This is a genomic window from Blautia sp. AM23-13AC (assembly GCF_003435675.1).
In the GTDB taxonomy this organism is placed as follows: Bacteria; Bacillota; Clostridia; order Lachnospirales; family Lachnospiraceae; genus Fusicatenibacter; species Fusicatenibacter saccharivorans.
Window position 1 is genome coordinate 72,395 of the sequence record NZ_QTUL01000004.1, and the last position, 18,445, is coordinate 90,839.

Annotated in this window: 17 protein-coding genes and 2 tRNA genes; 6 read left to right on the forward strand and 13 right to left on the reverse strand. The window is 50.5% G+C overall.

Annotated features, from left to right (window positions below):
* Window positions 1-3: 3 nt before the first annotated feature.
* Together priA and DW642_RS06450 are read right to left on the reverse strand one after the other, a co-directional pair.
* Entirely contained in the window at window positions 4-2,232 is a 2,229-nt protein-coding gene (gene priA / locus DW642_RS06445; protein WP_117509651.1) for a replication restart helicase PriA, read from the reverse strand.
* Window positions 2,229-3,704, reverse strand: coding sequence for a UDP-N-acetylmuramoyl-L-alanyl-D-glutamate--2,6-diaminopimelate ligase (locus DW642_RS06450; RefSeq protein WP_117509652.1), 1,476 nt, complete (start codon window positions 3,702-3,704; stop codon window positions 2,229-2,231). Before DW642_RS06450 ends, priA begins: the two co-directional genes overlap by 4 nt.
* Window positions 3,705-3,901: 197 nt before the next feature.
* On the opposite strand from DW642_RS06450, the gene arcC reads away from it, so the two are divergent.
* Entirely contained in the window at window positions 3,902-4,831 is a 930-nt protein-coding gene (gene arcC / locus DW642_RS06455; protein WP_117509653.1) for a carbamate kinase, read from the forward strand.
* Window positions 4,832-4,906: 75 nt separating this feature from the next.
* Here arcC and DW642_RS06460 read toward each other — a convergent pair whose 3' ends face one another.
* The 10 genes from DW642_RS06460 to DW642_RS06505 all read right to left on the reverse strand — a co-directional run bounded on the left by DW642_RS06460 (window position 4,907) and on the right by DW642_RS06505 (window position 14,706).
* Window positions 4,907-6,304, reverse strand: a complete 1,398-nt coding sequence (locus DW642_RS06460) for a glycine--tRNA ligase (protein WP_055265793.1) — start codon at window positions 6,302-6,304, stop codon at window positions 4,907-4,909.
* A gap of 27 nt (window positions 6,305-6,331) precedes the next feature.
* Window positions 6,332-7,024 carry a hypothetical protein gene (locus DW642_RS06465; protein WP_117509654.1) on the reverse strand — a complete coding sequence of 231 codons (693 nt, stop codon included), beginning with the start codon at window positions 7,022-7,024 and terminating at the stop codon, window positions 6,332-6,334.
* A 25-nt stretch (window positions 7,025-7,049) separates the two neighbouring features.
* Window positions 7,050-8,330, reverse strand: a complete 1,281-nt coding sequence (locus DW642_RS06470; protein WP_055265795.1) for an adenylosuccinate synthase — start codon at window positions 8,328-8,330, stop codon at window positions 7,050-7,052.
* Between the two features lie 141 nt (window positions 8,331-8,471).
* The gene (gene purB / locus DW642_RS06475; protein ID WP_022463140.1) at window positions 8,472-9,908 is read right to left on the reverse strand and encodes an adenylosuccinate lyase; all 1,437 of its coding nucleotides are present in this window, start codon (window positions 9,906-9,908) and stop codon (window positions 8,472-8,474) included.
* Window positions 9,909-10,075: 167 nt separating this feature from the next.
* Window positions 10,076-10,834: an amino acid ABC transporter ATP-binding protein gene (locus tag DW642_RS06480; protein ID WP_055219765.1), complete on the reverse strand. Its 759-nt coding sequence runs from the start codon at window positions 10,832-10,834 to the stop codon at window positions 10,076-10,078.
* Between the two features lie 24 nt (window positions 10,835-10,858).
* Window positions 10,859-11,506 (reverse strand): amino acid ABC transporter permease, encoded by a 648-nt coding sequence (locus tag DW642_RS06485; RefSeq protein WP_022463138.1) that lies wholly within the window; start codon window positions 11,504-11,506, stop codon window positions 10,859-10,861.
* A 6-nt stretch (window positions 11,507-11,512) separates the two neighbouring features.
* A complete protein-coding gene (locus tag DW642_RS06490; RefSeq protein WP_117509655.1) occupies window positions 11,513-12,367 on the reverse strand; it encodes an amino acid ABC transporter substrate-binding protein in 855 nt (284 codons plus the stop codon).
* A gap of 206 nt (window positions 12,368-12,573) precedes the next feature.
* The gene (gene alr, locus DW642_RS06495; RefSeq protein ID WP_117509656.1) at window positions 12,574-13,698 is read right to left on the reverse strand and encodes an alanine racemase; all 1,125 of its coding nucleotides are present in this window, start codon (window positions 13,696-13,698) and stop codon (window positions 12,574-12,576) included.
* 111 nt (window positions 13,699-13,809) lie between these two features.
* Complete coding sequence (locus DW642_RS06500; RefSeq protein WP_022463135.1) at window positions 13,810-14,265, reverse strand: Lrp/AsnC family transcriptional regulator; 456 nt, start codon at window positions 14,263-14,265, stop codon at window positions 13,810-13,812.
* A 174-nt stretch (window positions 14,266-14,439) separates the two neighbouring features.
* Window positions 14,440-14,706, reverse strand: coding sequence for a 4Fe-4S dicluster domain-containing protein (locus DW642_RS06505; protein ID WP_158554987.1), 267 nt, complete (start codon window positions 14,704-14,706; stop codon window positions 14,440-14,442).
* Window positions 14,707-14,958: 252 nt separating this feature from the next.
* On the opposite strand from DW642_RS06505, the gene DW642_RS06510 reads away from it, so the two are divergent.
* The 5 genes from DW642_RS06510 to DW642_RS06530 all read left to right on the forward strand — a co-directional run bounded on the left by DW642_RS06510 (window position 14,959) and on the right by DW642_RS06530 (window position 17,334).
* Window positions 14,959-15,029, forward strand: a tRNA-Gly gene (locus DW642_RS06510).
* Between the two features lie 20 nt (window positions 15,030-15,049).
* Window positions 15,050-15,121: transfer RNA gene (locus DW642_RS06515), tRNA-Gly, on the forward strand.
* Between the two features lie 82 nt (window positions 15,122-15,203).
* Complete coding sequence (gene nudC / locus DW642_RS06520; protein ID WP_117509657.1) at window positions 15,204-16,052, forward strand: NAD(+) diphosphatase; 849 nt, start codon at window positions 15,204-15,206, stop codon at window positions 16,050-16,052.
* Between the two features lie 127 nt (window positions 16,053-16,179).
* The gene (gene trxA / locus DW642_RS06525) at window positions 16,180-16,497 is read left to right on the forward strand and encodes a thioredoxin (RefSeq protein ID WP_117509658.1); all 318 of its coding nucleotides are present in this window, start codon (window positions 16,180-16,182) and stop codon (window positions 16,495-16,497) included.
* Window positions 16,498-16,650: 153 nt separating this feature from the next.
* Entirely contained in the window at window positions 16,651-17,334 is a 684-nt protein-coding gene (locus tag DW642_RS06530; RefSeq protein ID WP_117509659.1) for a Crp/Fnr family transcriptional regulator, read from the forward strand.
* A 72-nt stretch (window positions 17,335-17,406) separates the two neighbouring features.
* Here DW642_RS06530 and DW642_RS06535 read toward each other — a convergent pair whose 3' ends face one another.
* Entirely contained in the window at window positions 17,407-18,435 is a 1,029-nt protein-coding gene (locus tag DW642_RS06535) for a S66 family peptidase (RefSeq protein ID WP_117509660.1), read from the reverse strand.
* Window positions 18,436-18,445 lie beyond the last annotated feature (10 nt).

Below are 18,445 nucleotides of genomic sequence, written 5' to 3' on the forward strand. Positions count from 1 at the left end.
AAACTAATACTTTCTGCTGAAGTCAAACTGTAAATAAACGGTACGAAAGCCTTTGTTAATCTCGATATACCGCTCCAGTTTTTCCCGCAGCCCTGCCAGCACCTCTTCCTGCGGCGCGCGTACATACACGGCCATGCGGTACAGGTCATTGATTTTCGACACTGCCTCACTTGCCGGGCCGATGATCTGGACTTCGCGGTTTCCCCGGATGCGGATGAGATATCTGCGAATGTATTCCATCGCCTGCGTCAGATGCGCTTCATCCTCCCCGGCTCCGTGGATCGCCAGAAGCTCCGCCGCCGGGGGATATCCCATCAGACGGCGGTAGTCCATTTCTTTCTCATAAAATGCCCCGTAATCCTGCTCTGCCGCCGTCTGAATGCTGTAATGTTCGGGATGGTACGTCTGAATGACTGCCATTCCCGGCTTTTCGCCTCTTCCGGCGCGGCCGACTGCCTGCGTCAGCAGCTGGAACGTACGCTCCCCGGCACGGTAATCGACTGCATTCAGGGAGAGATCCGCCGCCAGCGCTCCCACCAGCGTGACATTCGGGAAATCGTGGCCTTTTACGATCATCTGGGTTCCAATCAGGATATCGGCCTCCCCCGCCGCAAATGAGGACAGGATTTCTTCATAACTGTTTTTCGTTTTTGTCGTGTCGCCGTCCATCCTAAGAACGCGTGCCTTTGGAAACAGCTTTTTCACGTTCTGCTCGATCTGCTGTGTGCCGGCACGGAAGCCGCCGATGTACGGGGAACCGCACGACGGGCACGCATGTACCTGCGGTGTTTCATAACCGCAGTAATGGCAGACGAGCTTTCCGTTATTGTGTGCTGTCAGTGATACATCGCAGTGCGGGCATTTCATCACATGGCCGCATGCACGGCACGAGACGAAGCCCGCATAGCCTCTGCGGTTCAGAAACAGTACAACCTGTTCCTTTTTTTCAAGTCGTTTTTCGATCTCTTCCCGCAGTTTTCCGGACAGAATCGAACGGTTTCCCATCTGTAATTCTTCCCGCATATCCGCGATCCATACGGACGGAAGTGCTGCATTTCCGTACCGCGCATCCATCCGGAACAGCGCGTACGCTCCCGTCTCGCAGGCGTAAGAAGCATCCACCGACGGCGTTGCCGAACCCATCACCACATGGGCATGCTCCAGCCCGGCGCGGCGCACGGCGGTCTCCCTTGCATGGTAGCGCGGCGTCACTTCACTTTTATAGGAGGTTTCATGCTCCTCATCGATTACGATCAGCCCCAGATCCGGAAACGGTGCAAAGAGTGCGGAACGCGGACCGATCATAATACTGACCTCCCCGCGCCGCGCGCGCTCCATCTGGTCGGCGCGCTCGGACGGTGTCATCCGCGAGTTGACCACCGTGACCCTTGTTCCAAACCGTGCGCAGAACCGCTCCACGTTCTGATACGTCAGCGCAATCTCCGGGATCAGCACGATCACCTGTTTTCCTTCCTTCAGCACTCGCTCCATCAGCTCCATATAGACGAGCGTTTTGCCGCTTCCCGTCACACCGCGGATCAGGCAGGGGCGGTTCTGTCCTTCCCATTCCTTTCGAATGCCGTCCACCACGGCCTGCTGCTGTTCGTTTGGTTTTCCCGCAGTTGTTCTTCCTGCCGCATCAGATACCGGATTTCTCCAGGTGCTCGTACGGCGGATTTCCAACACGCCCTGCTCTTCCATCACGTGCAGCGTATCTGCCGTGATTTTCAGTTTCTTGCTCACAACCGGCCCTGGAAGAACCGGCTGGGCCAGCAGCGCGTTTAAGAGACGGATTCTCGCTTTATAATTTTTCTTTCTGTAGTTTTCCAGCAGCTCCTCACATCTCGCAGGATCTGCAAGAAGCGCAATTTCGCGGGTTTCTTTCCCGCGCGCCTTTACTTTGACTGGAAGCACCGTCTTTAACGCCTGGATCATCGTCGATCCGTACGTATGACGCATCCACGCGGCGAGCGCGATGAGCTTCGTCTCTACGGTCGCCGCATCCTTTTGTACCGCGAGGATGGCCTTCATCCGGTCCTGCGGATATTTCGGCTCGTTTCCGACGGAAAGCACATAGCCGGTGATCGTGCGGTTTCCGTTTCCAAACGGAATCTGTACCGCCGTTCCCGGACCAATCTCCCCTGTCAGTTCCGGCGGAACCTTGTACTGAAAGGTCCGGTCCAGTTTTTCATTTGTGATGTCTACGATTACATCAGCGTAAACGCTGCTCATACATTTCCCTTACTTTCTTCCAGTATTTCCCGGATCAGCACGCGCTCATCCATCTCGTACCGTTTCCCCTTCCGGATCTGATACGTTTCGTGGCCTTTTCCCGCGAGCACCACGAGATCGCCCGGCTGCCGGTTTTCGATCACATACCGGATCGCCTCCTTACGGTCTGCAATCTCAACGAAAGCGCCTTCTGTTTTCCCGATTCCCGTCCGGATATCGTCCAGAATCGCCTGTGGTTCCTCATCCCGCGGATTGTCCGAGGTGATGACGGTCAGATCCGCCAGACGCCCCGACACCTCTCCCATCTGGAATCTCCGGTCCCGCGCGCGGTTTCCGCCGCAGCCGAAGAGACAGATCAGGCGCTTCGGATGGTACTTCCGCAGTGTCTTTAACAGGCTTTCGAGGCTCATCGCATTGTGTGCGTAGTCAATGAGAAGCGTCATTTCCGGATACACCGGAACTGCCTCACACCGCCCACGGACGCGGACTGCGGAAAGTGCCTCCTGCATCGCCTTTTCCGGGATTCCCATCTGCGCGCAGACCGCAATGGCGGCAAGCGAGTTGGAAACGGAAAACAGACCCGGCAGATCTACCCGTACCGGAAAATCCGCTGCGCCCTGCACCCGGTATGAGACACCGAGCACGCCGGGCGCCTGATCGAGTGCTGCATCTGCTGCCATAAAATCAGCTTTTTCCCTGCATCCGAATGTCACCAGACGGCAGGTGCTCTGCCTTATGATCTCCGGAAACCTTTTGTCATCCCGGTTTACAATTCCGGTTCTGCAGGTGCGAAGCAGCTTCTTTTTGCAGGACAGATATTCTGCAAACGATGCATGCTCCCCGGCGCCGATGTGGTCGTTTCCAATGTTGGTGAACACACCGTAATCAAACGTAATTCCATCACACCGGTGCTGTTTTTCCGCCTGCGAGGAAACCTCCATCACAACATGGGTGCAGCCCTCCCGCATCATTTCAGAAAACAGCTTCTGCAGCACAACAGGCTCCGGCGTTGTATTTTCTGACGGAATGCTTTTTTCCCCGATCCTCGTCTCGATCGTTCCGATGAGTCCTGCGCGGATCCCTGCTTTTCGCAGGATTTCGTAAATCATATATGCAGTCGTCGTCTTTCCCTTCGTGCCGGTCACTCCGATTGTCACAAGGTGCTGCGCCGGATCGTCCTCCCAGGCACAGGAAAGCTGTGCGAGTGCTTCTCTGCTGTCCTTTACTACGAGTACGGTTACCTTTTCCGGAATCCCTTCCAGTTCCCGCTCCGCAACCAGGATAGCAGCGCCCCTCTCGACTGCTTCCTCTGCATATACGTGCCCGTCCATCCTGTTTCCGCGGATGCAGACAAACACGTTCTGCGGCTGTACTTTTCTGCTGTCGCATGTGATTCCTGTAACTTCCGCATCCAGACTGCCCTGCTGGAGCTGATATGCGATCCGTTTTTGTAACGTGCGCATGTTTTTCATGCCGGGACCTCCCTTTCACGTTTCAAATCCCTACGACTCAGATACTTTTATAGAATACCATAGTCCGAAAAACATTTCAATGTGCGTAATGTCGGTTTCTTCTTGATTTTTGCCCCCATAAACTTTATAATAGTTTTATATTGATGCCTGGTTTTTTCGTATCAAAATCTATGAACTGCAAAGAGAGGTATCTTCCAATGAAAAGAAAAAAAATAGTTGTTGCACTGGGACACAAAGCTCTTGGAACGACGCTGCCGGAACAGAAAGCAGCCGTAAAACGTTCCGCAAAAGTAATCGCAGATCTCGTTGCTGCCGGCGCTGATGTTGTCATCACCCACAGCAATGCGCCGCAGGTCGGCATGATCCACATGGCGATGAATGAATTCGGCAAAATGCACACCGACTACAGCGCAGCCCCGATGTCTGTCTGCTCCGCTATGAGCGAAGGCTACATCGGCTACGACCTGCAGAACGCCATCCGTGCTGAGCTTCTCCGCAGAGGAATCTTCAAAACCACATCCACGATTCTTACACAGGTTGAAGTAGATCCGTACGACGATGCCTTCAACAATCCGGTCAAACTGATCGGCCGTACGCTTACCAAAGAGGAGGCTGACGCAGAGGAAGAAAAAGGAAACTACGTAACGAAAACCGAGGAGGGCTACCGTCGAATCGTTGCTGCTCCGAAGCCGCAGGATATCGTAGAGATCGACTCCATCCGTCTTCTTCTCGATGCCGGACAGGTTGTCATCGCAGCAGGCGGCGGCGGAATCCCGGTTCTCCCGCAGAATGAAGAGTTAAAGGGTGCATCCGCAGTCATCGAAAAAGACCTCACCAGCGGCCTGATGGCAGAAATGCTGAACGCAGACATGCTGATGATCCTGACCAGCGTGGAAAACGTTTCCATCAACTACGGTACCCCGGACGAAAAACCGCTGGAGCACATCACCGTTGCTGACGCGAAGAAATACATCGCAGAAGGCCAGTTCGGAGAAAACTCCATGCTGCCGAAGATGGAAGCAGCTGTTTCTTTCCTCGAGAAAGGCATCGGCCGTACCGCAGTCATCACTTCCATTGATTCTGCACTCGCCGGATTCCAGGGAAAAACAGGTACGATTATCGAGTAATACAAAGTATACAAAAAAGGATTCCCGCGAGTGGGAATCCTTTTTTCTACTCTTTTTTCGGACTAAAAAGCCAGATTAGAAAGTAAATTTATCTGCAAAGTAAGCATCGAGATCCTCAATTTTAATTCTCTCCTGCTCCATGGTGTCACGGTCACGGACGGTAACAGCACCATCGGTCTCGGAATCGAAGTCGTAGGTGATGCAGTACGGAGTACCGATCTCATCCTGACGGCGATACCGTTTTCCGATATTTCCACGGTCATCAAACTCGCAGTTGTATTTCTTGGACAGCTCTGCAAAGACTTTCTCAGCGCCCTCGTTCAGCTTCTTGGAAAGCGGAAGCACACCGATTTTTACCGGTGCCAGTGCCGGATGGAAATGCATCACAGTACGAACATCATTCTTCTCTGCGTCGAGAACTTCCTCGTCATAAGCGCTGCACAGGAATGCCAGAACGACACGGTCAGCACCAAGAGACGGCTCGATAACATACGGGATGTATTTCTCGTTCTTCTCTGGATCGAAATAGGTCATATCCTGTCCGGATACATTCTGATGCTGGGTCAGGTCGTAATCGGTACGGTCTGCGATTCCCCACAGCTCGCCCCATCCGAACGGGAACAGGAACTCGATATCGGTTGTTCCCTTGCTGTAGAAGCACAGCTCTTCCGGAGAATGGTCTCTTGCACGCATCTCTTCGTCTTTCATGCCGAGGCTCTTCAACCAGTTGATGCAGAAGCCTCTCCAGTACTGGAACCAGTCAAGGTCGGTGCCAGGCTCGCAGAAGAACTCCAGCTCCATCTGCTCGAACTCACGGGTACGGAAGGTGAAGTTACCCGGTGTAATCTCGTTACGGAAAGATTTACCGATCTGACCGATTCCGAACGGAATTTTCTTTCTGGAAGTACGCTGTACGTTTTTGAAGTTTACGAAGATACCCTGTGCAGTCTCCGGACGAAGATATACGGTGTTCTTCGCATCCTCTGTAACACCCTGGAAGGTTTTGAACATCAGGTTGAACTGACGGATATCGGTAAAGTTATGTTTTCCGCAGGACGGACACGGAATCTGATGCTCCTCGATGAAGTTCTTCATCTCTTCCTGGGACCATGCGTCTACACTGCCGCCTTCGATTTCAATGCCTTTTTCCTCGCAGAAGTCTTCGATCAGCTTGTCTGCACGGAAACGCTCGTGGCACTCTTTACAGTCCATCAGAGGATCGGAAAATCCGCCGAGATGACCGGAAGCTACCCATGTCTGCGGGTTCATCAGGATCGCGCAGTCAACACCTACGTTGTGCGGGCTCTCCATCACGAATTTCTGCCACCATGCTTTTTTCACGTTGTTTTTCAGCTCAACACCGAGCGGGCCGTAATCCCAGGTATTTGCCAGGCCGCCGTAGATTTCGGAACCCGGATATACAAAACCTCTGGATTTTGCTACTGCCACAATTTTGTCCATTGTCTTTTCCATAGTTAGTTACTCCTCTATTTTATTTGTTTACTTACCATAAACAACAATAACAGGACTGGCAAGAAGAACGTCCTGCTCATATTCCTGCTCTGTTTCTTCTGTCTTAGTCTGCTCTGATGATGACGCAGAATCACTCTCTGTGGACTTTGTGGTCCACTCGCCGGCCGTATCCACCGTGTTTTTTCCTTTGATCACGGCTGTACCGGAAACGCAGAGCACCGGATCTTCCGTTACGATTTCCAGCGGCTCCTCGCAGACAATCACGCGTACATGCTTAACGCCTTTGACCGCATCTTCGACTGAAACCTCATTGCCTTTAGAATCGACAAAGGAAGCGGAAAAATCATATCCCGCTTCTTCTGCCTCATCCAGCGTGCCTGCGAAAAATTCTGCTCCGTGATAATCCGCGTAGGACTGGTAATCTCCGTATTCCATCCGGATCTCCACCTTGTCCTCTTTGATCTGGCATTTTTCCAGCTTCACGGAATCCGCATCGCCGCGCTCCTCTGTGAATTTTTTGATGTCATCCTCCACAAAGACCTTCAGTTCGTCTTCCGTGTAATCATCGTCTTTGCTGTAATCTTCCACAATAGCTTCTGTCACAACACCATTTTTGCTCACATAGACAGATGTCGTTGTCACATCTTTTAACTTCTCACAGCCCGACAGCAGCACGGAAGCCGCTGTCAGAACTGCGAGAAGCTGTCCTGCTTTTTTCATAAAAATCCTCTAAAAACCGCCTGAATTATTTGTTGCGGTAAATGATATCGTCTCTTCCCGGTCCGTTGGAGATCATGGTGATCGGGAATCCGATTTCTTTCTCTACAAACTCGATGTAGTTTCTGCAGTTCTCCGGCAGATCCTCGTATTTCTTGATGCCACGGATATCGCATTTCCAGCCCGGAAGCGTTTTCAGCACCGGTTTTGCTTTCTCAAGAATGCTGGTGTTCGGGAAATCGTGGATTTCTTTTCCGTCTACTTCGTATGCTGTGCAGACCGGAATCTCATCCAGATAGCCAAGTACGTCAAGTACGGTGAACGCTACATCGGTGGTACCCTGCATTCTGCAGCCGTAACGGGAAGCAACACAGTCGAACCATCCCATACGTCTCGGACGGCCTGTGGTTGCACCGAACTCTCCGCCGTCTCCGCCGCGTCTTCTGAGCTCATCTGCCTCATCGCCGAAGATCTCGGAAACGAAAGCACCTGCTCCTACTGCGCTGGAGTAAGCTTTGCATACGGTTACGATTTTCTTGATTTCATACGGCGGAACACCTGCTCCTACTGCGCCGTAGCCGGCCAGTGTGGAAGAAGAAGTTACCATCGGGTAAATTCCGTGATCCGGGTCTTTTAAAGAACCAAGCTGACCCTCAAGCAGGATCTCCTTGCCTTCCTGAATCGCGTTCCACAGGAATGCGGAAGTATCGCATACATATGGCTCAACCATTTTTTTGTATTCCATCAGCTCTGCATAGATCTCATCCGGATTTAACTGCGGTTTGTGATACAGATGCTCAAGCAGAATGTTCTTGGTCTCGCATACAGATTTCAGTTTCTCTTTCAGATGCTCATCGTCGAACAGCTCATTTACCTGGAAACCGATTTTTGCATATTTATCTGAGTAGAACGGAGCGATACCGGATTTGGTGGAACCAAAGGATTTTCCGCCCAGACGCTCTTCCTCATACTGATCGAACAGGATGTGGTACGGCATTACCATCTGTGCACGGTCGGAAATTTTGATCTTCGGTGCCGGCACTCCCTTCGAAACGATCTCATTTAACTCTTTGATCAGAACCGGAATATTGAGTGCAACACCGTTTCCGATTACGCTTGTTGTGTGGCTGTAAAATACGCCGGATGGAAGGGTATGAAGTGCAAACTTTCCATAGTTGTTTACAATGGTATGGCCTGCATTCGCACCACCCTGGAAACGGACAATAATGTCTGCCTCTTTTGCGAGCATATCGGTAATCTTACCTTTTCCCTCGTCTCCCCAGTTTGCTCCTACTACTGCCTTAATCATGTGACATCCTCCTAATTCAACGTATACTTGCGGCCTCTTTGTTTCGGCCGTTCATGCATAGTATACCATGTTTTCTTCATAAGTAAAACTTATTATTACTTATAAAATTTGTTTTTTTATTATTTCTGTTTATCAAACGCATCAGACGTTGATTTCCGCAGTCATGCCAAGTGCCTCTTTGTTTGCCTCAAGCACCGGATTAACTACGTTCTTCAGGAATGCGTCAACCTGTACGGATGCGCGGCCTGTGTATTTGGACGGATCCATCGTCTTTTCCAGCTCTTCTTTGGTCAGATGGAACATCTCATCCGCTGCGATCAGATCCAGAAGATCGTTGTCGCGGCCTTCCTCTTTGACATGTTTTCCGGCGATCATGGACAGCTCGCGGATTCTCTCATGCAGCTCCTGACGGTCGCCGCCTGCTTTTACCGCATCCATCATGATATTCTCAGTTGCCATAAACGGAAGCTCTGCCATCATGTGTTTTAAGATAACCTTTGGATAAACCACAAGTCCGTCTACGACGTTCATGCACAGATCCAGGATACCGTCGATGGCAAGGAAGCCTTCCGGAATGGAAAGTCTCTTGTTTGCAGAGTCATCGAGGGTTCTCTCAAACCACTGTACAGAAGAGGTGATGGCCGGATTTAATGCATCGGTGATCACATAACGGGACAGGGATGCGATACGCTCGCTTCTCATCGGATTTCTCTTGTATGCCATGGCGGAAGATCCGATCTGTCCTTTCTCGAACGGCTCCTCAACTTCTTTTAAGTGCTGCAGAAGACGGATGTCGTTGGAGAATTTTGTTGCGCTTGCCGCAATGCCTGCCAGAACGTTTAATACTCTCGTATCGACTTTTCTGGAATACGTCTGTCCGGAAACAGGATAGCAGTTCTTGAAGCCCATTTTCTCAGCGATCATCGGATCGATCTTGTCGATGGTCTCCTGATCTCCGTCGAACAGCTCTAAAAAGCTTGCCTGTGTGCCTGTTGTTCCTTTGGAGCCGAGCAGCTTTAAGGTGCTCTGTACGTACTCGAGATCTTCAAGGTCCATTAAGAATTCCTGCATCCACAGGGTTGCACGTTTTCCGACGGTGGTCGGCTGTGCCGGCTGGAAGTGGGTGAAGGCAAGGGTCGGCTGGTCTTTGTAGGTATCCGCAAATTTTGCCAGCTCAGCGATAACGTTCACCAGTTTTTTCTTCACCAGCTTTAAGGCTTCGTTCATGACAATGATATCGGTATTGTCGCCTACGTAGCAGCTGGTTGCTCCCAGATGGATGATTCCTTTTGCTTTCGGACACTGTACGCCGTAGGCATACACATGGGACATTACGTCATGACGGCAGACTTTCTCTCTTTCTTTTGCCACATCGTAGTTGATGTTCTCGGCATTTGCTTTCAGTTCTTCGATCTGCTCATCTGTAATAGAAAGTCCCAGTTCTTTTTCTGTCTCAGCCAGCGCAATCCATAACTTTCTCCAGGTACGGAATTTCATATCCGGGGAGAAGATGTACTGCATCTCCTTGCTTGCATAACGTTCGGAAAGAGGGCTTACATATCTGTCAGTTCCGCTCATAGACACGATTCTCCTTTTCTTGTCAAAATGTGTATTCGGTTTCTCTTTTATCCCCGCTCTTTTTCATCCCCAAAAACAGAACGGGGCGTATAAAGAGCGTGTTTGAAATACGTTTCAACCACGCTCTAGTATAACGCATGTTGTTTTTTTAGGCAAGTGCAACGTCGTTACTTCTCACGAAATTTTCCCAAAAAGCCCTGCATTCTGGCATTTTCGGAATCGAAGACTTCGTCCGGCGTTCCTTCCACGGCGATCACGCCCTGGTCCATAAAGATGACGCGGTTGGAAATCTCCCGGGCAAAATTCATCTCGTGGGTAACGATCACCATGGTCATATTCATCTCCGCAAGGGATTTGATGACCTTCAGCACCTCGCCTGTCAGCTCCGGGTCGAGCGCCGAAGTCGGCTCATCAAAAAAGAGCACCTTCGGGTTCAGCATCAGCGCACGCGCAATCGCAACCCTCTGACACTGACCGCCGGAAAGCTGACACGGATACGCCTTTTCTTTTCCTGTGAGTCCCATTTTCTGCAGCAGCTCTTCTGCCTGTGCTTCCACCTCCGCACGGTTGCGTTTCTGCACATGAATCGGCGCATCGCAGAGGTTTTTCATCACATCATAATGTGGAAACAGGTGGAAGCTCTGGAATACCATTCCAAAGTTTTCCTGAATTTTCCGCAGCACGGCCGGCTTTGCATAAACGGATTTTCCATTTTGCATGGTGACTGCCTGCTCGTCAAGATACGTCAGGTCACCGCCATCCATCGTCTCCAGCATCGCCGCACACCGCAGCAGCGTCGATTTTCCCGATCCCGACGGGCCGATGATCGAGAGCACCTCGCCCTCTTCTACTTTGAGGGAAATATCTTTTAACACTTCGAGATCCCCAAAGCTCTTTCTTACATGGTTCATTTCCAGATAAATCATATCGTTTTCCGCTCTCTTCTATAGTTAATGATAATAAGAAAATTTCTTTTCCAAAAGTTCCATCACCCACGCCACGACAAAATTGAAGATGTAGTAGAAAATACCGGCGGCGACGAACGGAACCATCGTGGTCTTGGCCGCCGCGATCTGTTTTGCGATCGTGAACATTTCCACATAGGAAATGGAAAAGGCCAGCGACGTATCCTTGACCAGCGTAATCACCTCATTGGTGATCGCCGGCAGAATCCGTTTCACAACCTGCGGCAGAATAATGCGGACAAACGTCTGTCCCTTCGAATAACCAAGAAGCTTTGCTGCCTCGTACTGTCCACGATCCATCGAAACGATGCCGGAGCGGTAGATTTCTGCAAAATAGGCGCCGTAGTTTAAGGCAAATCCGGTGATAATCGCCGGAAAGCGCCATTTTCCTATGTTCATACCGAACAGATAGAACGGTCCGAAGTAAACCACCATGAGCTGCAGCATCAGAGGCGTGCCGCGCATCAGGGAGATATAGAGCCGGAAAATTCCGCTCACAATCCGGTTTTTCGACATACGCCCGAAGGCGATCAGCAGACCGAGCGGCAGGGAAAATACGAGCGTCAGGACAAATATCGAGATCGTTCCCGCCATTCCGGTACTAAGCTGTGATAGAATCATGGACAACTTCATGCTGCTTTACTCTCCTTTTTTCTCCAGACACACCATGTCTGCGATTCCGTATTTTTCTGCGAGCTTGTCGAATGTTCCGTCGGCCAGAACCTGCTGCAGGCCTTCGTTTACTTTATCGCAGAGCTCGGTATTTCCTTTTTTGAATCCGATCGCATATTTCTCAGAGTTCAGGTGCTCGTCGAGGATTTTGTATCCTTCTCCGCGGCTTTCCAGCTGATATTTGGCAACGCCGATATCCATGGCAACCGCATCGATGGAACCTGCCTGAAGCTCTACAAACGCATTGTTATAATCCGGGAACTGCTGCAGAGCGGCGAAAGTATCGGCGAGTTCTTTCTGACCGCCTTCTTCCTCACTCTGTAAAAGATCGAGTGCTGCGGATGCTGCCTGCACACCAACCGTCTTTCCTGCCAGATCGGACAGGCTGTTGATGCCGGAATTCTCAGATACGACCATCACCTGGCTGTTGTCCACGTACGGATCGGACCAGGTGTAATCGTCCTCTCTGCCGTTCATGGTAAAGCCGTTCCAGATGCAGTCAATCGCACCAGAATTCAGCTCGGTATCTTTCGCATCCCAGTTGATCGGGGTTTTTACCAGCTTCCAGCCGTAAATCTCGCAGACTGCCTCGGCGAGCTCCAGGTCAAATCCGGTGTAATCGCCGGTCTCATCGTCCATGTAGCCGTACGGCGGGTATTCTGCATCGAAGCCCACGGTAAAGGTTGTCGTTCCGTCTGCGGAAGAGGATGCTGCTCCTGCTGATGAGGCAGATGTTTTTGCTGTGTCTGCAAAGCCGCAGCCAGCCAGCAGGGCAGATACACAAAAGGCTGCTGTCAAAATGCTAACCATTTTCTTTTTCATAATAATCTTCTCCTTTTCTACGTGATCATGTTATCACTGTACTACGCTAAACTAATTGGTATCCTACCATACTCCGGCACCGCCTGTCAACCCGCACCGGTTAAATAATCCAGAAAACCTGTTCCAACACAAAAAAGTCTCCGAAACGGTCAGCAGATTCTGCTTTTTTCCGTCTTCGGAGACTTTGATTTTTCTATTTTGGATAACTATTTATAAACCCTTGTTACACGGCTGCTGATATCGCAGAGCATCTCGTAATCGAAACGTGCCGCCGGGTTGGCGATCTCTTCGATCGTGATGGTCTCATCCCCGTCGGTTCCGACAAGCGTTACAACGTCCTCCACCTGCACATCCGGGATGTCGGTCACGTCCACCATCATCTGATCCATACAGATTCTTCCGATGATCGGTGCTTTTTTCCCGTGGATCAGCACACAGCCCTGGTTCGAGAGAGCTCTCGGATAGCCGTCTGCATAGCCGGCTGAAACAGTTGCGATCCGTGTCATCGGTTTCTCGGTCACATACGTGGCACCGTAGCTGACGCCGATGCCCGGGCCGACTTCCTTCACATGGATGACATGGCTCTTCCAGGAAAGCGCCGGGATCAGATCGAGACGCTCTTTTTTTACCTTCTCGGATGGGTAAATGCCGTAGGTGATGATACCGGAACGCACCATCTCAAAGCGGTGATCGTCAAATTCCATGATTCCGGCGGAGTTGCAGATATGGCGAAGCGGAATCGTCACGCCGCGCTCTGCTAAAAGTGCCGTCATCTTATCATATTTTTCCATCTGCATCGAACAGTACGTCTTGTCTTCCTGATCGGCGCAGGAGAAATGCGTAAACATACCTTCCAGCTCGATGTGCGGAAGATCCGCGATTTTTGCCGCCTCATCCGCATCGTGCTCTGTCACCTGGAAGCCGATCCGCGTCATGCCGGTATCGACCGCGAGGTGTGCTTTTGCTTTCCGGTTCTGGCGTGCTGCCTCTTTTTCGAGGGCAAGTGCCTGTGCGTAGCTGTCGATCGTCTGAGTGATGTCGTATTCCACAAGGTCGCCGTACTGGGACGGGGACACGTAGCCGAGAATCAGGATCGGCGCGGAAATGCCGTTTTCTCTGAGCTCGACAGCCTCCTCGATGGTTGCGGTTGCAAAATAATCAACCTGGTTTTCCAGATAGGATGCTACCGGAACGGCACCGTGGCCGTAGGCGTTCGCTTTTACAACGCCAAGGAGTTTCACGCCCTCCGGTAGTCTTTTTTTCACTTCTCTGATGTTATGCCCGATCGCTTCGAGTGAAATCTCTGCATAACAGCGTAAGTATCTGTTCACTTTTTTCCTTCTTTCTTTCCGTACTTTTTCTGAGACGCCAAAACGTGCCTGAAAACTCTTTCGGATTATTTTCAGACACGCTCTCGTATCAGATTCCGGCTGTGCCGGTTTTTATTTGTCCGGTCTGCGGATGGCGGAATAGATATTTTTTACATTTTTCAGCACTACATGCGTTCTTGTCGCATCGACGCCCGGAAGGCTCATCACCTGGCGGTGGATTTCTTCGAGTTCGTCGGATGAGTGACAGGAAATGCGGATAATCAAATCAAAATCTCCGGTCTGATAATAGCAGGATACGATGTACTCCAGTTTCTGGATCGCATCTGCAAAACTGTCAAAGAACTTCGGATGCTCCAGGCTGACTTCCATCAGCGCGGTCATCTCATTTCCCGTTTTCTTTTCGTCTACAATAATGGTGTATTCTTTAATCACTCCGGTTTCTTCCATTTTACGGATTCTCTCGATGACTGCAGAAACCGATAAATGAATCTCTTTGCTGATATTGGAAGCCGTCTCGCGGGCATTTTTCTGCAATATCTTCAGAATCTTATAATCAATGGCATCCATGTATTTTTCCTCCCATAAAAATTGACAGGGCTCTTCTTTCCAGATTTTAGCATAAAATTTCCCTGTCACTACCTTTCTATTATATCAAATTTTTCAGATAAGTCCAGTTTTTCCCAAAATATTTTATAGAAAGATTAGAATGCTTCTTTAAATTGCACAGATGCTCCTTTTTTCCTATTCTCCGAAGGTTTCCGCAATATCCTGCATCAGAATGCCGATCCCGAGGTGCTGCGGGCACTGCTTTTCACAGCGATAACAGTTGATGCAGTCATCGGCACGTTTGTCCTGACGCTCATACTCTGCACGAACCGCTTCGACGCCTTCCGTCGCTGTCCGGTTGTAAAGCGCAAACAAACCCGGGATGTTGATTTTTACCATGCACGGCATACAGCTCTGACAACCGGTGCAGCAAACCAGAAGTTCTGTTCCATTTTCCTGCATAGGGAAATTCCCCCTTTTTTGCTTTTCCGTTTTTCTATTATAGTACATTTCCCGTTCTGGAACAAGGCTGATCTTTGCGGACATTTTCACGCCCCTTTCACCCTGAATTTTCTCCTTTTTCAGTGTTTTGAAAATTTTTTAATTTTTTTCAAAAAAGGGGTTGACTTTTTCTCAGCTTTCCTGTAGAATACGTTTTGTCAGTGAGGCACGGCAGTCAACAAGACAGAGAAAAAAAATCAGTGCCCATCATCTGCGGGTGTAGTTCAATGGTAGAACACCAGCCTTCCAAGCTGGATACGTGGGTTCGATTCCCATCACCCGCTTCATCCAAAAGGATGTATATGCGCGAGTGGCTCAGGGGTGGAGTACAACCTTGCCAAGGTTGGGGTCGCGGGTTCGAATCCCGTCTCGCGCTCTTTTTATTACCGAAATTTCTTCACAGGAATTTCGGTTTTTTGTTTTTCCAAAAACTTTTTTTACCAAAGAAAGGAATTCTTATGATTCAGGACATTGCTCCGCATAAATATTATGTAGATTACCAGCCTTCTGTTCCGAACGATACGGATCTTGTTTTAATTTACGGTCATCATACAATTCTGTGCAATTTCGAAGATCCCGAGATCTGCTACCCTTCCATTGCGGAAATTGCAGCTGTTTTTCCGGAGATTAAAGAAAAGGCAAAATTTCTGTTCCGCATTGATGAGACAGACTATTATGAACTGCGCAGTCCGCAGCTTCCGGAATTTGGCATCTGGAAATACGAAAATACACTAATTCTTCGCAGCGCCGTTCCGGGATGGCTCGGGTTTGCCGGTATCACCGGTTACCAGATCCACACCTGGTACACCGACCACACCTACTGCGGCCGCTGCGGAACGAAGATGCATGCGCCTGGAAATGAACGCGCGATGCAGTGCCCTTCCTGCGGCGCGCTCTCCTATCCGGTCATCTGCCCGAGCGTCATCGTTGCCATCACCGACGGTGACCGCCTGCTGCTCACGAAGTACGCACCTTCCCACAGCAGCCACCGCCAGTACGCCCTCGTGGCCGGCTATACCGAGGTCGGTGAGACGCTGGAACAGACGGTGCACCGTGAAGTCATGGAAGAAGTCGGATTAAAGGTCAAAAATCTGAGATACTATAAGAGTCAGCCGTGGTCCTTCAGCGGCTCGCTGCTCGCCGGATTTTACTGCGATGTGGACGGCGATCCGTCCATTACCCTCGACCGCGAGGAACTCTCCGTTGCCGAATGGTTTGACCGCGATTCTCTTCCGGAGACGCCGAACCTCATCAGTCTGACCGGTGAAATGATCGAATGCTTCCGCCAGGGAAAAGAACCGAAATAAAAAATAAGAAATCATTTTGTGACTTAGTCACAGAACTTCCCGTTCTGCTGTGGTATTCTACATTCACAACAGAAAAACACTTACCGGGAAATAAAAAATCCCGTTTTAAAAAAGGAGGACTTCTATTATGTCATTAATTCATGTTACATCCGAAAACTTTGAAAAAGCTCTGCAGGCAGCACCTGGCGTTGCCGTTGTTGATTTCTTTGCTACCTGGTGCGGACCGTGCAAAATGCTCGCCCCGGTCATCGAAGAGGCAGCTGAGGATATGCCGGAGATCCAGTTCTACAAAGTAGACGTTGACGAAGCACCGGAGCTGGCAAGATCCTTTAAAGTCATGAGCGTTCCGACCCTCGCTTTCTTCAAAAACGGCGAACTCGTAAAGAAAAACGTCGGCGCCGTTTCCTATGAGGAGCTGGAAGAACTGATTAACTCTGTAAAATAAACAGCGTAATATTGGAAATGCAAGAAAAAACGTATCGGCACAAAAACCGATACGTTTTTTCTTGCATTTCTTTCCGTTCTTTTCTATCATGGAAGAAACGGCTGCTGCCGTAGTTTACAAAAGAACGTTTTTCTTCCGAAAGGAGTTTTATTTATGTCATCTTTTCTGGAATCCTGTTTTCAGGAGCATTATCCATTTTATTCAAAGCTTACCGCCGATGAACAGCAGACACTCGTGCTCTCTTCCGTCCTGACGACGTATCAGCGCGGCGATTTTCTCTACAGCTGTGACGATGACTGTCTCGGCGTTCTGCTTGTCCTCTCCGGCAAGCTCCGCATCTTTATCCAGTCCGGCGAGCAGCGGGAAATTACCCTGTTTACCACCGGTCCCGGCGAAGTCTGCACGCTGTCTGCCTCCTGTGCGATGCAGGAAATCAGCTTTGATATTCTGATTGAGGCCGAGGAGGAGACGAAAGTTCTCATCACTCCGGCCAGCACGTTCCGCAGACTGTTGAATCAGAATATTTACGTTGAAAACTACATTTACCGGGAAACAACGGAGCATTTTTCCGAAGTCATGTGGGCGATGGGCCAGCTTCTCTTTACGCGGCTTGACCAGCGCCTTGCCGGATATCTCGAGGATGAACGCATCCGCACCGGTTCCCCGGTGCTCTCCACCACGCACGAACAGATCGCGCGGAACCTCGGCAGTGCCAGAGAGGTCGTTTCCCGCACCTTAAAGTCGTTCGAGAAAGACGGCATCGTCGCACTCTCCCGCGGCACGGTCACGATTCTCGATGTCAAAAAGCTCCGCGGCATCTGCCGGATGCGCCGATAGTTCTTCTACGTGCGCAGACATTTTCCCACAGGCTCTGCCCTGCCGCTCGAGAAAATATTTTTCAAAAGCGTTCTAACGGCACTCCATCTTAATTTCAATCTCATTTCCTTCCACGGCCACCTTCGCATAACTTCCGACGATCAGCGGCATCGCCGGATGAAGGTGTCCGATGTCGAGATCCATCACGATCGGCACGTTGTATTTTCCAAGCAGATCCGTCACGGCGCGGTACTGGTCGAGTTCCCCGAATTTCTGTCCGAACTGCAGCGGGCGGCCAATCAGAAAGCCTTTCACATATTGGAACCAGCCGGCGTGCTCCATCTGCCAGATTGCGCGGCGGATCGCAAAGACGTTCAGATCGCACGCTTCCAGAAACCAGACAAAACCGTCCTCTTTATATTTTTCCACAAAATCAACCGTTCCGTCGTACTTCGTTCCAAGAATATTGACGAGACAGTCGAGACAGCCGCCGATGAGTCGTCCCTCAAATGCACTGTCCGCATCCGGGAAGCGGCGCAGAACGCGCGGTTCTGTAATCTGGTACGGCAGATACGGATTTTCCTCGCTTCTGCCCTTCGCATCGTCTCTTTCCCATCCCTCATAGCCGCGGACGGTACGCACTTCTCCCGTCAGTACGCCAAACGCATCCGCTACGGATTTATGCCACGGCTCCATGCCGAAATCACTCGCACACGGACCGTAAACAGCCGCCGTATCGCAGATGGTCGGCAGAAGATACGTAAAATGCGTATTGTCAGAATAGCCGAGATACCATTTCGCCGGTGCCTTTCTGATCTTTTCAAAATCCACGTAATCGAGATCCTCGCACATCAGCTCTCCGCCGCCGCAGGAAATCAGACAGTCATTCTTCTCACTGACATAATATTCCGTCAGCTCTTTTCCGCACTCCTCCGGTGCCGCGCTGATTCCGATGCCGTGCTCTGCATAGCAGTTTGGCCCAAGATCCAGCTGATATCCCATCTCTTTCCATTTTTTCTGTGCATTTGCAAACGCGGACTTGTATGGCTCTGTTGTGCATCCAAACGATGGTGCCACAAAGCCGATCGTTCCGCCCTTTTTCAGATTTTCCGGAAACCTCATGTCGCATCCT

What these genes read in the sequence shown, in the direction of transcription:
- priA (WP_117509651.1), bottom strand. Translation starts at nt 2,232, where the DNA reads ATGAGCAGCGTTTACGCTGATGTAATCGTAGACATCACAAATGAAAAA.
- DW642_RS06450 (WP_117509652.1), bottom strand. Translation starts at nt 3,704, where the DNA reads ATGAAAAACATGCGCACGTTACAAAAACGGATCGCATATCAGCTCCAG.
- arcC (WP_117509653.1), top strand. Translation starts at nt 3,902, where the DNA reads ATGAAAAGAAAAAAAATAGTTGTTGCACTGGGACACAAAGCTCTTGGA.
- DW642_RS06460 (WP_055265793.1), bottom strand. Translation starts at nt 6,304, where the DNA reads ATGGAAAAGACAATGGACAAAATTGTGGCAGTAGCAAAATCCAGAGGT.
- DW642_RS06465 (WP_117509654.1), bottom strand. Translation starts at nt 7,024, where the DNA reads ATGAAAAAAGCAGGACAGCTTCTCGCAGTTCTGACAGCGGCTTCCGTG.
- DW642_RS06470 (WP_055265795.1), bottom strand. Translation starts at nt 8,330, where the DNA reads ATGATTAAGGCAGTAGTAGGAGCAAACTGGGGAGACGAGGGAAAAGGT.
- purB (WP_022463140.1), bottom strand. Translation starts at nt 9,908, where the DNA reads ATGAGCGGAACTGACAGATATGTAAGCCCTCTTTCCGAACGTTATGCA.
- DW642_RS06480 (WP_055219765.1), bottom strand. Translation starts at nt 10,834, where the DNA reads ATGATTTATCTGGAAATGAACCATGTAAGAAAGAGCTTTGGGGATCTC.
- DW642_RS06485 (WP_022463138.1), bottom strand. Translation starts at nt 11,506, where the DNA reads ATGAAGTTGTCCATGATTCTATCACAGCTTAGTACCGGAATGGCGGGA.
- DW642_RS06490 (WP_117509655.1), bottom strand. Translation starts at nt 12,367, where the DNA reads ATGAAAAAGAAAATGGTTAGCATTTTGACAGCAGCCTTTTGTGTATCT.
- DW642_RS06500 (WP_022463135.1), bottom strand. Translation starts at nt 14,265, where the DNA reads ATGGATGCCATTGATTATAAGATTCTGAAGATATTGCAGAAAAATGCC.
- DW642_RS06505 (WP_158554987.1), bottom strand. Translation starts at nt 14,706, where the DNA reads ATGCAGGAAAATGGAACAGAACTTCTGGTTTGCTGCACCGGTTGTCAG.
- nudC (WP_117509657.1), top strand. Translation starts at nt 15,204, where the DNA reads ATGATTCAGGACATTGCTCCGCATAAATATTATGTAGATTACCAGCCT.
- trxA (WP_117509658.1), top strand. Translation starts at nt 16,180, where the DNA reads ATGTCATTAATTCATGTTACATCCGAAAACTTTGAAAAAGCTCTGCAG.
- DW642_RS06530 (WP_117509659.1), top strand. Translation starts at nt 16,651, where the DNA reads ATGTCATCTTTTCTGGAATCCTGTTTTCAGGAGCATTATCCATTTTAT.
- DW642_RS06535 (WP_117509660.1), bottom strand. Translation starts at nt 18,435, where the DNA reads ATGAGGTTTCCGGAAAATCTGAAAAAGGGCGGAACGATCGGCTTTGTG.